The organism is Rothia sp. P4278 (assembly GCF_048512945.1).
Lineage (GTDB): Bacteria > Actinomycetota > Actinomycetes > Actinomycetales > Micrococcaceae > Rothia.
Window position 1 is genome coordinate 250,575 of record NZ_JBLXXU010000001.1, and the last position, 15,110, is coordinate 265,684.

The following is a 15,110-nucleotide window of genomic DNA, read 5'->3' on the forward strand; positions in this document are numbered from 1 at the left end:
AGGTTAAAGGGGGCGAGCGCCGGGCTGAAAATTTCAGCCCGGCGCTCGTGTCTGCAGTCTTAGCGGCCTGTGTAGCCTTTGTCGGCAAGATCTGCGGGGAACTTGGGTTTGATGCCCGGTATCCAGCCAATGGCGGCGATCAGCAGGAGTGCACCGGCAACAGCAAAGGCGGGGAAGAAGCCCCAGGCATCGATGATGAAGCCAGCGAAGAGCGGACCTACAATCAGGCCGATGTCAGAGACCATCTGGAAGTAGGCCAGGGGTTGGCCACCTGAGCGTTTGTTGCCTACGATATCGGAGATTGCCGCTTGGAGGGAGGGGCTCAGAAGGGCTGCAGCGATACCGAGCAGGATTGCGGAGGCAACGAAGGCCGACGGTGCTGTAATGGTTCCAAAGACGATTGTGACGATGCCGGCCAAGAGGAGGCCTGAGAAGATCATGGGGCGGCGACCGATTCTATCACCGAGCTTGCCTGAGTAGATTTGCATGAGTGCGTTGCCGGTTGCGTAGGTGGCCAGGGTGAAACCGGCCAGGCGGGCACCTGCGGCGGCAGGGTCATAGCCTGCCTCTGAGCCGTGGAGGCTGGCCAGTAGGGCTACTGCCGCCAGCGGTACAACTGTTGATTGGAGTCCAAAGATGCTCCAGCCTACGGTGAGGTTGGTGAACAGGGCTGAGCGGTAGTTGCTGAACTTGAGGGCTTCTTTGAGGGTGAGTTCGGGCTTTGCTACGGGTATGCCCTGGGTGTTGAGGTGGGTTTGTGGTGCTTGGTCTTTAAGCTGGGTCATGACGATGAGTGAGGCGCACAGGAGCATGCCGGCGTAGACGAAGAAAGGGACTCGCATGCCCAGGGCGGAGGCGGCAGCTCCTAGGACTGGGCCTAGGATGTTGCCTAGCAGGAAGGAGGTGGCGTAGTAGCCGGAGACTTTACCCCGGATGGAGGGTGGTGAGTTGCGCACCAGGATTCCCATGGCGGCTACGGTGAACATGACCGAGCCTGTGCCCCCGATGATACGAGAAGCGATGAGCATGGGGTAGTTGATAGATAGCCCTGCACCGATGGATCCTAGCCCTACAATGATCAGGCCGGTGGAGTAGATGCGTCGTTCCCCGAATGCTGTAATGAGTTTGCCGGAGACCGGGGCGAAGAGAAGGCGGGAGAGGGCGAAAGCTGAGACTACGAAGGTTGCCGCCATAGCTCCCACATCGAAGGAGCGTGCGAAGCCGGGGAGGACGGGTGCTACAAGTCCGTATCCTAGCGCGATGAGAAAGGAGGCAGCGATGAGTACTTTGATTTGGGTGGGTACTTTGGTGTTTTCTTGTGCTGGGTGAGGGGAGCCTTGGATGTGAACACTTCGACGGATTGATTCTGGAATGACCGGGATGGCTCCGGTGTCCATGGAGGGGGTGGGGATATGTTTGCTCATCTTGCTTTCGCCAGTCTTAGATTTTCTCAAAGTATTATAGCTCACACCTCTGAGCGCTATAATATGCAGAACTGCATTCTACCGGTGGGTGCGGGGGCTGTATAGCGGTGCAGAATGTGGCAAGCTAGAGGTGTGAATGATTCTTTAACTCTGATTGTCTATATTCTGCTGGGTCTTCTCATCCTGGGCGGTGTTCTAGCCGTCCTCCTGCGCGGTCCTAAGGCACCTAAAGGTGGCTATGGGACGACTCGCGACGCCGACGATATCCCGGTCACCGACTCCGGTGAACCGGTCACCTCGATTGAGAAGCCTGCTTCTGCTCAGGGCCGTCTGGTGCGTTTGCGCGCCCGCCTGTCCAAGTCCAATAACCTACTGGGTAAGGGTCTGCTGGCTCTGCTGTCCCGCGACAAGATTGACCAGGAGGTCTGGGACGAAGTTGAAGAAACCCTTCTCTTGGCTGATCTGGGTTCTGAGCCTTCTACCCGCCTGGTGGAGGCCCTCCAAGAGCGTGTGCGTGTTGAGGGTACCGAGAACCCCGCCCATGTTAAGCAGATGCTCCGTGAAGAGCTCCTGAAAATAGTGGGGGAGGACACCGATCGTTCCCTCAACCTTGAGGGTGTTGACGGTAACCCCGGCCTGGTGCTGGTGGTGGGTGTCAACGGTGTGGGTAAGACTACGACCGTTGGCAAGCTGGCTCGTGTGATGGTTGCTGAGGACAAGAACCTGCTTCTGGGCGCTGCCGATACCTTCCGCGCCGCCGCTGCTGACCAGCTTCAAACCTGGGGCGACAGGGTAGGTGTTGATACCGTGCGCTCAGAAAAAGACGGTGCTGACCCTGCCTCCGTTGCTTTTGAGGCTATCCGTCAGGGCAAAGCTCGTGGTGTAGATACGGTCATGATTGACACGGCTGGCCGCCTGCAGAATAAGGCCGGCCTGATGGATCAGCTGGGCAAGATTAAGCGTGTGGTCCAGAAAGAAGCTCCCGTGACCGAGGTGCTCCTGGTTATTGATGCTACAACCGGCCAGAACGGCATGATTCAGGCCAAAGTCTTCTCCGAGGTTGTGCAGATTACCGGTATCGTGCTGACCAAGCTGGACGGTTCCGCTAAGGGCGGCATTGTGGTGGCTATCCAGGAAGAACTGGGCGTGCCGGTCAAGCTGATTGGCCTGGGTGAAGGCCCGGATGACCTGGCTCCTTTTGAGCCCGGTGCTTTCGTGGACGCCCTGCTCGACTAAGCTGTATGAGCTTTGAACCCGCGTATTTTCCTTACAAGCAGCTGTGGGGGAGGGTACGCGGGTTTTCTCTGCCCGTTTATGTCTTGTGTGTGGGAGGGGGGGGAGAGACAATACCAAAGCCAGCTGCGAGAGGACTACCTGCCTACCTGCTAGAGTGTGGAGCGCCAAGGCGAGATAGCAGAGATAACCGACAATAGCCGGCCCGATGAAAGAGAGAAACATGGCAGCAGATATCAGCATGATTGAACCGACAGTAAGGAGCTTGCGCGAGTACTTTGCAAGCGGAGCCACCAAGCCGCGCATTTGGCGGCAGGAACAGCTTGAGGCCCTCCGCGCTCTGGTAGCAGAGAACACCCGGGAGCTTCTAGATGCTCTATACGCTGACCTGCACAAGTCGGCTACTGAGGCTCAGATGACCGAAATTGGTATCACGCTGGATGCTATTGATCACAGCCTCAAGAACCTGGCGCGATGGACAGCGCCCCGCCGCCTGCCGCTGCCCCTGACCTTGGCCCCCGGCAAGGCAGCTACCGTGCGTGAACCTCTTGGTACGGTACTGATTATTGCTCCCTGGAACTACCCGGTTCAGCTCCTGCTAGTGCCCCTGGTGGGTGCCTTGGCCGCGGGGAATACCGTGGTGCTCAAACCCAGTGAAGTCACGCCAACCGTTTCTTCTCTGATTGCGCGGTTGGTTCCTAACTACCTGGACTCTCAGGCGGTAAGGGTCATTGAGGGTGGGGTAGAAGAAACCACCCAAGTTCTGGCCCAGCGCTATGATCACATTTTTTATACCGGCAACGGTCAGGTGGGGCGTGTGGTGGCACGAGCCGCAGCCGAGCATCTGACCCCCATCACCTTGGAACTGGGTGGTAAATCCCCAACCCTTGTAGAGCCAGGTATCGACCTGGCAACTGCCGCCCGGCGTATCGTCTGGGCCAAGTTCATCAACGCCGGTCAAACCTGTGTAGCTCCTGACTACCTGCTGGCTATCGACGGGGTTGAAAAAGACCTAGTCCCGGAGCTGCAGGCAGCTATTACCGAAATGTTCGGCCAAAACCCCCAGCAGTCACCGGACTACGGCCGCATGGTCAACGACCGCCATTTTCAGCGGGTCAGTGGATACCTGGATGACGGTGAGATTCTGCAGGGCGGTCGCACCGATGCCGCAGAGAAATACATTGAACCGACCTTGCTCAAACCAGCCTCGCTCAAAGCCCCGGTGATGACCCAGGAAATCTTTGGGCCGCTGCTGCCTATTGTGACCGTGGCTAGCCTGGACGAAGCCATCGACTTTATCAATGAACGCGACAAACCCCTGGCCCTCTACGGCTTTGTTCAGCCCCAGAACCAACAGCGGCTGGTAGCAGAGACCTCCAGCGGTGGCCTGGTCTTTGGCGCAGGTCTGGTTCACCTCTCACCGCACAACTGGCAGTTCGGCGGGGTAGGTGAGTCCGGCATGGGGGCCTATCATGGCGAAAAAAGCGTGGAAATTTTTAGCCACGAAAAAACTGTGTTCATAAAGCCTCTCACCCCGGATACCCTGCGCTTGATTTACCCGCCCTACACCGGCCTCAAAGGGAAACTTCTGGGCAGAATCATTTAGATGACGGAAAAGCAACACAGTGAGCCGATAGCCTATGGTGGCTGGTGGGGACCCTAGCAGGGTGGCCGTTAGACTGGTAGATATGAAACTAGTTTCCTGGAATGTTGATTCCCTTAATGCGGCTCTTACCAGCGCATCACCCCGTGCCCAGCTGTCCCGCCATGTTTTTGCCACTCTTTCAGAGCTGGCTCCGGACGTGCTGGCTATTCAAGAAACCAAGCTCCCGGTCAAGGGCCCCACCAAAAAACATTTGGAGGTGCTTGATGGCTACTTCCCGGGCTACAAGGTGGCCTGGGTGTCCTCCGATGAGCCTGCCCGCAAGGGCTACGCCGGGACCATGTTCCTCTACCGCCCCGAACTGGAACCGGTTGTCACCTACCCCCGCCTTGACGCGCCGACCACCATGGACTCCGAGGGGCGTATGATTACCCTCGAATTCGAAAACTGCTACATCACCCAGGTCTACACACCCAACGCCTCCGAGGGGTTGCGTCGCCTGGAGGACCGTCAGGTCTGGGATCGTCTTTATGCTGACTACCTGGCAACCCTGGACGCCAGCAAGCCGGTCCTAGCGACCGGTGACTTCAATGTTGCCCACACCGAAATTGACCTGGCTAACCCTAAGTCCAACCGCCGCTCACCCGGCTTTACCGATGAGGAACGCGAGGGCTTCACCCACCTACTTTCACGTGGGTTTACCGATACCTTCCGCCACCTGCATGGTGATGTGACCGGTGCCTACACCTGGTGGGCTCAGCGCTCTAAAACCTCCAAGATTAACAACACCGGTTGGCGTATTGACTACTGGCTGGTCAGTGACCGCGTGGCTGATAAGGTCACCAAGTCTGAGACGGTTGATTCAGGCCCCCGCCAGGATCACACTCCGATTCTGCTAGAAATTGAGCTCTAGGTTTTAGGTTATGGCTTCACTCGGGGCATAACCGCCCTTTGTGAGGGGTCCTGGGCATCAAGCCTGATGCCCAGGACGGCTCTGGGGGCCGGGTTTTAATAGGTCGCCCAGTCTTTACCCTAGGTATACCCCCCGACCACCGTCGGGCACGGTTGCTCAATATGCGTTATCCTAGATAGTTGATAGGTTCGCGCACCCGTGACCCACATGACCGGGTAGGGTAGCGAATCCCAGAAGATTTCTACCGGCATACGAAAGCGGTTCTAAGGCTCGTGTTCAATTCACTCTCAGATCGTCTGACAGCAACCTTCAAAAACCTACGCGGTAAAGGCAAGCTCACCGAAGCGGACATCGACGCCACAGTACGCGAAATCCGCCGCGCCCTGTTGGATGCCGACGTCGCCGTACCCGTGGTACGCGAGTTCACCGCCCACGTCAAAGAACGTGCCCTGGGCGCGGAGGTCTCTGAAGCTCTCAACCCCAGCCAGCAGATCGTCAAGATCGTTAACGAAGAGCTGGTCAATATCCTGGGCGGGCAGACCCGCCGCATTAACATGGCCAAGACCGGCCCGACTATCATCATGCTGGCTGGTTTGCAGGGTGCCGGCAAGACCACCCTGGCCGGTAAGCTCTCGCACTGGCTCAAGAAGCAGGGGCACACCCCCATGCTGGTTGCTTCTGACCTTCAGCGCCCCAACGCCGTCAACCAGCTCAAGGTAGTTGGTGAACGCGCTGGCGTTCCCGTCTACGCACCGCACCCCGGTGTCACCAGTGAATTTGACGCTCCCACCGGCGACCCCGTTCAGGTGGCCCGTGACGGTGTGGCTGAGGCCCGCGCCAAGCTCCACGACGTTGTCATTGTCGATACCGCAGGTCGTTTGGGCCTTGATGCCGAGCTGATGGCACAGGCCCGCAATATCCGCGATGCCATCGAGCCCCACGAAGTTCTCTTCGTCATTGACGCCATGATTGGTCAGGATGCCGTGAACACCGCCAACGCCTTCAACGAGGGCGTGGACTTTACCGGCGTTGTCCTCTCCAAGCTCGATGGCGATGCCCGCGGTGGTGCTGCCCTCTCCGTTGCTTCGGTGACCGGCAAGCCGATTATGTTCGCTTCAACCGGTGAGAACGTCAGCGACTTTGAGCAGTTCCACCCCGACCGTATGGCCAGCCGTATCTTGGACATGGGCGATGTGCTCACCCTGATTGAGCAGGCTGAGCAGACCTGGGACAAGGCCGAAGCTGACCGCATGGCCAAGAAGTTCGTGGACCAGGAAGACTTCACCTTTGAGGACTTCCTCGCTCAGATGCAGCAGATTCGCAAGATGGGCTCCATGAAGAAACTGCTGATGATGATGCCCGGTGCGGCTCAGATTCGCCAGCAGCTGGAGAACTTTGACGAGAAGGAAATTGACCGGGTTGAGGCAATCGTCAGGTCAATGACCCCGCACGAGCGTGTCGCTCCCAAGATTATTAACGGTTCGCGCCGTGCCCGTATCGCGAAGGGTGCCGGTGTGAGCGTGACCGAGGTGAACCTGCTCATGGAGCGTTTCGCCCAGGCTCAGAAGATGATGAAGAAGTTGGCCAGTGGCAATATGGCCGGTATGCCCGGTGGCATGCAGATGCCGGGTATGGCCGCCGCTGGTGGCGCTGCCCGCAAGGGTAAGGGTAAGGGCAAGAAGTCTAAGGCTCGTTCCGGTAATCCCGCCAAGCGTGCCGCCCAGGAACAGGCCGCCGCTCAGAAGCAGAGCGCGGCAGGCTCAGCCTTTGGCCAGCAGAAGCAGGACTTTGATATGTCCGAGATGAACCTGCCTAAGGGCTTCGAGAAATTCCTTAAGTAGGGCGTGATTAGGTGACAGCCCGGGATTGGTGAGCGGGCGGGGCGGTCCTAGTGACTGGCCCGCCCGCTTCTTATCTTCTAGTGCTCCTATTCTGCTGAGAGAGTGCAAGGGGACACCCTGCTGTTGAGTGCCCTGTGACAGATGTACATTGGGTAGTGACACCTATTTGGGTGTAGGCCTGCACGCTGGGCACAGCACTGTATTTATGAACCGAGGGAAGACTGACATGCTTGATTCTTACCTGCCTGAAGATGAGCTCAAAGCCTTTATCGCTACATTGCCTACCCGACGTCTGGCCGCCGGTGCTCTGATTCGTGATACTCAGGGACGCATGCTGGCAGTTAAGCCCAACTACAAGGACGGCTGGACTGTGCCCGGTGGAACGGTTGAAGCTGGTGAAGCACCTCAGGAGGGCTGCTTCCGCGAGGTCGCTGAAGAAGTGGGCTTGGACTTAGAACCTGGCCGCCTTCTGGTGATCTTTCACGGCTTAGCGATGGGTATCTGGGGCGACTCAACCTACTACATTTACGATGCAGGGGTAGTGCCCGAGGGTGCCGAAATCACCCTGCAAGAAGAAGAACTGGTGGGCTATGAGTGGGTTGCGCCGGAGGACCTGGACCGCTATTTTGGTGCCCGCCACGCCCACCGCCTTCGCCAAGCCTACCGGGCTTTAGACACCGGTGCTGTCTACGAGTTTTCAAGCACCGCCCGCTAGAACCACCTACCGCCCTGACCCCTCTGATAAGGGGCGCTCATCTTTCAAGGAAAAGGCTTTATGACATTCCCCCTGGACGAACCCGAGCACAATCCCTTGCCCCCTGCTAATGGCGAACAGGTGGAAGCTGGCACCGTGTGGGTTCGTATGAGATTATCGGTTGTTGATGATCCCAAGAACTGGCCGGCAGCCCTTGCCCTTACCCCGGACCAGGCCGATAGCACCGAACGGGGTAGCAAGGAGAGTCGGGCTGTTTCGGAAGAAGAAATCAAGCGCCAGGTGCGTGAACAGCTAGCGAATATCATCGACTTGATCCAGTATCAGGCCACTGTGAACGTGCAGGCCGCAGGGGGACATACTGAGCCTATGAGCGTTGAAGACCTGCGGATGGTGGACGAGCTGGTGGCAGACCCCCAGAAATTTGATGAGCTGATTCAGCGCATTGTGGACGAGGGCACTCAGAGCAATAGCTCCTCGCAGGTGCAGGCTGAGGCAGAAACCGAAGAGACTAGCCAAGCTCCCGAAACGGATTCAGCCCAAGAGGGCCGGGTTGTTCTCACAGAGAGTGAATCTGCCCCTTTTGAGACTGACTCCCACTGGGACTTTGCCCTTGACCTTCCAGCTTTCCTAGCCGCACGCTCCGAAGCCACCGTCTATGAGATGCAGGGTGGCCGCGCTCAGCTCTACATTCTGTGCGAGCAGAGCCAAGCTGGGGGAGCGCTGGGCACTGTACAGACCAACGAAGAGGGTGAACTGTTCGCGGGGGTTGCCCTGAAGACCTTTGTGGATCAACTAACCGCCAGCTTCCCCGCTGGGCGTGTTCAGTGGGTGCTCGATGGTAGCGATTTCCTACACACCGCCAATTTTTCTGAGGGGCTTGATCGGCTCGACCTTGACCCTGCTGGCCGGTGTGCCGCTTTGGTAGAGCTGCCCATGAGTGGCCTGCCCGGCTATATGCGCCCCGAGATTATAGCCGGTGAGGTTCAAGCGGCCCCTGCTGATAAGGGCTGGTCGCTGCTCCAGGCAGACAGCCTGACCCTAAGCCGTCTGATACAGACCATGAACGTACCGACTATCGTTGCCGAAAAAACATTCTTTGCCCATAACCTCAGCTTTGTTTTACCCTCTCAGAGTGCCCAGGGGCCTGCTGAAGGGTCCGTAACCGACTGGGTCAACCGCGCCCTGGGGGCACCTGATAATGCTCACCTGGGGGCAGTCCTGACCTTTAGCTGGTCGGGCATAGCCAAACGCGGTGCCGTGAGCTTGCCCTTTGAAAGCCCCCTTGGAGACATGCTCTGGTCCCTGCCGGGGCGCCTACCCAACCCGCACCAGGACATCGTGACCGGCGATAACCTGGACCAGCTCATCTGGCTCTACGGCCTGGATGAGCAGGCGAGCAGACGGCTGACCAACTATGTCATGGATGGTGCCAGCGCCGAAGGTTTAGAATCTGCCCTGCACGCGCTGGAACTGCCTGATGAACTCCTTAAAGTTATCGATGGCTCCGTGCTCCTTGCCGACTTTGTAGGCTATCGGGAATTTAGCCCGCAGATGAGCGGCCTGGACCGGCTCAAGGAGAGCGTCACTGCCTACCCCAACGGTACTGATAGGCTCAGCGCTGTGTCCCGTGAGCTGATTCAGCGGCCCTGGCTAGCGGCAGCAGATGGCTTTGCTCAATTGGGTGCTTCCGGCCTGCTGGCTGTGTGGGCTACCCGCCGTCTTCTCAAGGGCCAGCCTGCCCGCGGTGCCGCTGTTAGCGCAGCGGCGCTGGGGGCAAGCGGAGCCGCAGAGCTGGTCCTTGCTCGTGCTTATAGCTGGCTTCACCAGGTCCACCCCCCTGCTGCGGAGCAGGGGCATGCGCCGCCTACCTCAATTCTTGATGAGCTACAAGCTCAGAAAGAAGAAGCTGAGCAGAAAAATCCTCATCCGCTTGACCTCAAGAGTCTGAAAACTTTGAGCCGCAGAGCCTTTACAGGCCTGGGGGCAAAAGCTAGGAGGGCTGGCCAGAAGTATCTTGGGCCTAGGTCCGAATAAAACCAGACCGGGGTTTGTGGCCTGGTGTCTAGTTCACTTCTTCTAAGGGCACCTAGAACTGGGTCATATATCCCCCGGATGGGGGAGTTTGAAGGGCTAGCAGGCTTGATAGGGTGGGCGGGTGAAAAGACTTTTCCTGCCTACCATGAGCACCTGGAACCGTATCGATCCTGACTGGGAGCGGCCCACCCCGCCAAGGGCTAGCCTGCGGCGCGATATCTGGGCCTGGGTCCTTATTTTAGCTATCAGCCTGCTCTACAATGCCGGCTTACACAGCAGTGGGCTCTACAGCAGTGACCCAGAGCAAACGGTCAAGAGCTATTATGTTGTTGCCGCCTTGACCCTGCCGCTGATGACCCGGCGGCGTTACCCCATAGCAACCCTGCTGGTAGCTACCGCCATATTTTTCGGTATGAGTAGCTTTTCCCAGCTTGCAGTCTCTACACTCAGCTCTCAGTTATGCTACTTTACTGTGCTTTACACAGCAGTGGCTTGGGCTAAAAACCGGGCTATGCTGTGGATTGCTTACGCCCTAGTCTGCCTTTCAGTTTTTCTGTGGATTATCGCTATCTGGCTGACCTTGGGTTCTGCTTTTAACCTCTTTGGGATTGAGAACTACAGCGGGGGGCTCTTTAGTCGCCCTACAGCCTCTTATATAGTAATGACCTTAGTCAATATCTCTTACTTCGGCCTGGCTGGTGCCCTGGGGCGTACTGCCTGGAAGGAGGCCTATCAGCGTCATATTCTGGCCCAGCAGGCCGACCAGCTTGAGGCTCAGGCCGTTCAGATAGCCCAGGATGCAGTTCATAAGGACAGGTTGCGCATAGCCCGGGAGCTTCACGACTCGGTGGGCCATCATGTCTCGTCCATAGGAGTTCAGGCTGCTGCGGCAGACCGAGCCCTAAGGAAAAAACCTGAGCTAGCTACAGTACCACTACGGAATATTGAAAAGCTGGCCCGTTCATCGGTGGCAGAGATGAAGAACCTCATTCGGATTTTGAGAGAGTCAGAGGCTGATCCCGGTAGTACTGCCAAGGAACCCCAAGTAGCTGATATTCCGGCCCTGGCCCACAGTATGCAAGAAAGTGGCATTGAAACTGTGATACAGGTAGATACCCAGAGCCTGGAAAAAATAGAGGGCCTCCACCAGGGCACCCAGCTCTCCATCTACCGTATGGCCCAGGAGGCCCTAACAAACGTTCGTAAACATTCATCGGCTCGGTCGGTGATCCTGGCTCTGCGTACCGGCGGTCAAGGGGAGAAGACCTGGGCGGAGCTTGAAGTCACCGATGACGGTACTTTGACAGAAAACAGCCAGGCTAGGCCAAGGGCTGGGTACGGACTTCAGGGCATCAGGGAAAGAGCCGCCGCTCTCGGAGGTAGCGCCCAGATTGGCCCTCGCACAGGAGCCGAGGGCTGGAGGGTACTCGTTCGGTTCCCCGTCCGTTTTGAAGACTACCAGGAAGAAAAGTAACCATGAGCATTCGAGTTCTTCTGGCCGATGACCAAGAACTGGTTCGGAGCGGCTTCTCGCTGATTCTCTCTATGGAAGAGGATATGGAGGTCGTTGGCCAAGCGGGTAACGGACAGGACGCGATAGCCCTGACCGGGCAGACTCGGCCTGATGTCATTCTGATGGACGTTCAGATGCCGGTCATGGACGGTATCGAAGCCACCGCGCGTATCCGCCAAGATTACCCCGAAACCGCCGTCCTGATTCTGACCACCTTTGATCGGGAGGACTACCTTTTTGCGGCTCTCGAAGCCGGAGCCAGTGGCTTCCTGCTCAAAACATCCGATGCCGATGACCTGGTCGATGCTATCCGTAAGGTAGCCAGCGGCCTGGCCCTGCTCTCACCCGAGATGACCCTGCCACTCATCGCCCGGTTCGTGCAATCCACCTCTCGGGGGAAGGAAAACAAGCAGGGAAGCGGGCCTGAGCTGAGCCCTGAGGACGCTTTTGCTCTGAGCTCTCTGACCCCGCGCGAGAAAGAGACCCTCGAACTGCTGGCAGGGGGCATGACCAACGCCGAGATAGCCTCAAGCCTGTTCCTGGGAGCCGCTACTGTCAAAACCCATGTCTCTAACATCTTGGCTAAGACCCACAGCAGGGACAGAGTCGGGGCGGTTATCTTTGCCCACCGCGTAGGGCTGGTCAGCTGATCCACCCCACACAACTCCCCCGAGAGGTTCCCCCTCCCGGGGGAGTTCTTTATGCTGGCCCAAACCTAGAGTGATAGATAGAAACAAAACCACATACTGGGGCAAGCACACCAGCTAGCCCTAACTCCCCAGGAGAAAGACCGTGATGCAAGCTAACAGAATTGAGGTGCAAGGTCTGACCAAGACCTACGGCACCAAGACCGTTGTTGATCAGGTGAGCTTTACCGTAGAACCCGGGAGCATGACTGGATTCCTTGGCGCTAACGGTGCAGGTAAAACCACCACTATGCGTATGATCATGGGCCTGCTCGAACCCACCGCAGGTTCAATCCGCTACCGGGGTCGAGAGATTACCGCCGCCGACCGTGCCAGCTTTGGCTACATGCCCGAAGAACGCGGCCTCTACCCCAAACAGCCCATCCTGGCCCAGCTCACCTACCTGGGCCAGCTCCGCGGAATGAGCGCAAGCAGCGCCAAAAGCCTTGCCGCTGAGCACCTGAGCGAACTGGGGCTGGGGGAGCGACTCAACGACAAGCTCGAAGCCCTTTCCCTGGGCAACCAGCAACGAGTCCAGATTGTAGCCTCGATCCTGCATAACCCCAGCGCCCTGATCCTGGACGAGCCCTTCTCTGGCCTAGATCCTCAAGCCGTCGATACCATGGTCGCTATGCTCCGCTCGCTCATGCGACAGGGTGTCCCCGTTCTCTTCTCCTCCCACCAGCTTGATTTGGTCGAACGCCTCTGCGATTCCGTGGTTATCCTGCACCAGGGCAGTATCCCTGCCGCAGGCAAAGCCAAAGACCTCCGTCAGGCCGGTGTACCTCGGTTCATCTACAAGGGCGGCCAAGATGCCGCCTGGTTGCGTGAATTCCCCGGCCTCAAGGTCCTGGACGTTGCCGGAACCCAAGCCATCCTAGAAATCGAACCCGGCGCCGACCTGCATGCCACTCGCACCGCCCTCCTCCGCCAGGGCATCGAACACGACATGCACGAATTCTCCCGTCAGCTACCCACTCTTGGCGATATCTACCGGAAGGTAACCCAGCAATGAGCACTACGATTAATCAGCCCAAAAACGCCTGGCAGATTGTGGCCACACGGGAGGTCATGGTCAAGCTCAAAGACAAGAGCTTTGTCGGTAGTACTATTTTCACAGTATTAATCGTGCTAGCGAGTATCCTTATTCCCTACTTCCTCAACTCCGGCGGCAAAGAATACACCCTAGCCACCACTGACAGCCGAGCCAGCTCCTTCGTCACCGTAGCTGATGCCACCAGTGACCAAGACACCAGCTTCACCGCTACCCAAGTAGCCGATGCCGATGCCGCCCGCGCCCTGGTCAAAGACGGCGATGCTGATGCCTATCTAGCACCCACCGATAGTGGCTGGGAGCTGGTTTTTGACACCGAGCCCGATAAGAGCCTGTTCAACGATATGAGCGAGGCCATTACCTCCACCGTCACCGCCCAAAACGCAGCAGCCCAGGGCATAGACCTAGAGGCCCTCAGTGCTGGAACTAAGGTGACGAGTAGCTCTATCTCCGGTAACGATAACACCGCCCTAGCCTTCCTGGTGGCTTTTGTCTTTGCCATGCTCTTTTATATGAGCACGGTGCTTTTCGGTGTTGCCATCGCTAATAGCGTTGTGGAAGAAAAACAGAATCGCATCGTAGAAATCATCGCTACCGCCGTCCCCCTAAGGCAGGTGCTAGCAGGCAAGGTAGTGGGCAATTTGATCCTGGCTATCCTGCAGGTTGCTGCTTACGCAATCGTTGCCCTGATCGGTTTACAGGTTACCGGAGCTGCCGCTGAGTTTGGCTGGATCCTACCTTCGGCAGGCTGGTTTGCTGTCTTCTATATTGCCGGCTTCACTGCTATTGCAACTATCTGGGCGGCTGTGGGGGCTATGGCGGCCCGTACCGAAGATATAGCCAACCTGGCTAGCCCCGTCACTATGGTTTTGTTAGCCGCTCTCTTTGGCGGAGTTTATGCTTCGGGTACCATCCTGAAAATAGTATCCTTTGTGCCGGTGCTGTCCTCCATCGCTATGCCCCGCCGTCTACTGACGGAAGAAGTGGCCCTGTGGGAGCCACTGGCCGCATTGGGCCTTACCCTGCTGGCGGCAGCCCTGTTGACCCGCCTGGGTGCCCGAATCTATCACTCCAATATCATGCGTGGCGGTAGCTCGGTCAGCTGGAGGCAGGCAGTCAAAAAGTAAACCTGCTCCCTGCACGCTCGCGGCTGAGCCTGCCGACCTCCCCTGACCGCCAGAGCCGAGCCAGTCGGCGGGCACAGCCTCATACGCATTAGACACAACACACCGCTTTTAGGAGGCTAAAGCCTAGCTTAAGTGGGAACAAGCTGGCATACTTGACGGGTACTCGATTTTCCCCGGCCCCTCTCATCCGGGGGAGGTTGTGTCCGCAGAGGAGCTTGGTCAGGCCCGCCCCACGAGCCAGGACCAGTTCTTCGAACACTGATAGAAAACAGGAGAAACCACTACAGTGGCTGTTAAAATTCGTCTCAAGCGTTTCGGTAAAATCCGCGATCCCCGCTACCGTGTTGTAGTAGCTGACTCACGCACCAAGCGTGACGGTAAGGCTATCGAGGAAATCGGTATTTACCACCCGACCGAGAACCCCTCACGCATCGAAATCAACTCAGAGCGTGCCCAGTACTGGCTGTCAGTTGGCGCCCAGCCCACCGAGCAGGTAGCTGCTCTGCTGAAGCTAACCGGCGACCTGGCTGCTGCCAAGGGCGAAAAGGCTGAAAACCAGGTCAAGCCTGTTGACGCTAAGCCTGAGTTCGTTGTTCCCGAGAAGGGCTCGGTCATTCTGCCCGAGGCTATCACCCCCAAGGGTGAGGACAAGGCTGAGGAAGCTCCCGCTGAAGAGGCTACTGAAGAAGCCGCTTCTGAGGAAGCAGCAGAGTAATCATGTTGGCTGACGCTCTCGAACACCTGGTTCGGGGTATCGTCGATAACCCAGAGGACGTGAAGGTTCGGGCTAAGACCGGTCGGCGCGGTGAAACTCTGGAAGTCAGCGTCCACCCCGATGATCTGGGTCGCGTGATTGGCCGTTCTGGCCGAACCGCCAGGAGCATCCGCACCGTGGTCAACGCCATTAACGATGGTGACCGCCTTAGGGTAGATGTCATCGAGACCGATCGACGACGCTAACTGAATA

13 protein-coding genes are annotated in these 15,110 nt (G+C 57.7%); 12 read left to right on the forward strand and 1 reads right to left on the reverse strand.

The window, feature by feature from the left end; genetic code table 11:
* Positions 1–59: 59 nt before the first annotated feature.
* A complete protein-coding gene (locus tag ACN085_RS01055) occupies positions 60–1,424 on the reverse strand; it encodes an MFS transporter (RefSeq protein ID WP_419110315.1) in 1,365 nt (454 codons plus the stop codon).
* A gap of 114 nt (positions 1,425–1,538) precedes the next feature.
* On the opposite strand from ACN085_RS01055, the gene ftsY reads away from it, so the two are divergent.
* The 12 genes from ftsY to ACN085_RS01115 all read left to right on the forward strand — a co-directional run bounded on the left by ftsY (position 1,539) and on the right by ACN085_RS01115 (position 15,103).
* Positions 1,539–2,660: a signal recognition particle-docking protein FtsY gene (ftsY, locus tag ACN085_RS01060; protein WP_419099500.1), complete on the forward strand. Its 1,122-nt coding sequence runs from the start codon at positions 1,539–1,541 to the stop codon at positions 2,658–2,660.
* 220 nt (positions 2,661–2,880) lie between these two features.
* A complete protein-coding gene (locus ACN085_RS01065) occupies positions 2,881–4,263 on the forward strand; it encodes an aldehyde dehydrogenase family protein (protein ID WP_419110316.1) in 1,383 nt (460 codons plus the stop codon).
* Between the two features lie 82 nt (positions 4,264–4,345).
* The gene (locus ACN085_RS01070; RefSeq protein ID WP_419110317.1) at positions 4,346–5,173 is read left to right on the forward strand and encodes an exodeoxyribonuclease III; all 828 of its coding nucleotides are present in this window, start codon (positions 4,346–4,348) and stop codon (positions 5,171–5,173) included.
* Between the two features lie 272 nt (positions 5,174–5,445).
* On the forward strand, positions 5,446–7,014 hold the full coding sequence (ffh, locus tag ACN085_RS01075; RefSeq protein WP_419099504.1) for a signal recognition particle protein: 1,569 nt from the start codon (positions 5,446–5,448) through the stop codon (positions 7,012–7,014).
* Positions 7,015–7,240: 226 nt separating this feature from the next.
* A complete protein-coding gene (locus ACN085_RS01080) occupies positions 7,241–7,729 on the forward strand; it encodes an NUDIX domain-containing protein (RefSeq protein ID WP_419099505.1) in 489 nt (162 codons plus the stop codon).
* A gap of 60 nt (positions 7,730–7,789) precedes the next feature.
* On the forward strand, positions 7,790–9,763 hold the full coding sequence (locus ACN085_RS01085; RefSeq protein WP_419110318.1) for a hypothetical protein: 1,974 nt from the start codon (positions 7,790–7,792) through the stop codon (positions 9,761–9,763).
* Between the two features lie 145 nt (positions 9,764–9,908).
* A complete protein-coding gene (locus tag ACN085_RS01090) occupies positions 9,909–11,237 on the forward strand; it encodes a sensor histidine kinase (RefSeq protein ID WP_419110319.1) in 1,329 nt (442 codons plus the stop codon).
* A gap of 2 nt (positions 11,238–11,239) precedes the next feature.
* Positions 11,240–11,926 (forward strand): response regulator, encoded by a 687-nt coding sequence (locus ACN085_RS01095; RefSeq protein ID WP_419104695.1) that lies wholly within the window; start codon positions 11,240–11,242, stop codon positions 11,924–11,926.
* A gap of 145 nt (positions 11,927–12,071) precedes the next feature.
* Positions 12,072–12,977 (forward strand): ABC transporter ATP-binding protein, encoded by a 906-nt coding sequence (locus tag ACN085_RS01100; protein WP_419110690.1) that lies wholly within the window; start codon positions 12,072–12,074, stop codon positions 12,975–12,977.
* Positions 12,974–14,143 carry an ABC transporter permease gene (locus tag ACN085_RS01105; protein ID WP_419110320.1) on the forward strand — a complete coding sequence of 390 codons (1,170 nt, stop codon included), beginning with the start codon at positions 12,974–12,976 and terminating at the stop codon, positions 14,141–14,143. The genes ACN085_RS01100 and ACN085_RS01105 overlap by 4 nt, the downstream gene beginning before the upstream one ends.
* A 286-nt stretch (positions 14,144–14,429) precedes the next feature.
* Positions 14,430–14,858, forward strand: a complete 429-nt coding sequence (gene rpsP, locus ACN085_RS01110; RefSeq protein WP_419104697.1) for a 30S ribosomal protein S16 — start codon at positions 14,430–14,432, stop codon at positions 14,856–14,858.
* A 2-nt stretch (positions 14,859–14,860) separates the two neighbouring features.
* Positions 14,861–15,103, forward strand: a complete 243-nt coding sequence (locus ACN085_RS01115; RefSeq protein WP_419099511.1) for an RNA-binding protein — start codon at positions 14,861–14,863, stop codon at positions 15,101–15,103.
* Positions 15,104–15,110: the final 7 nt, after the last annotated feature.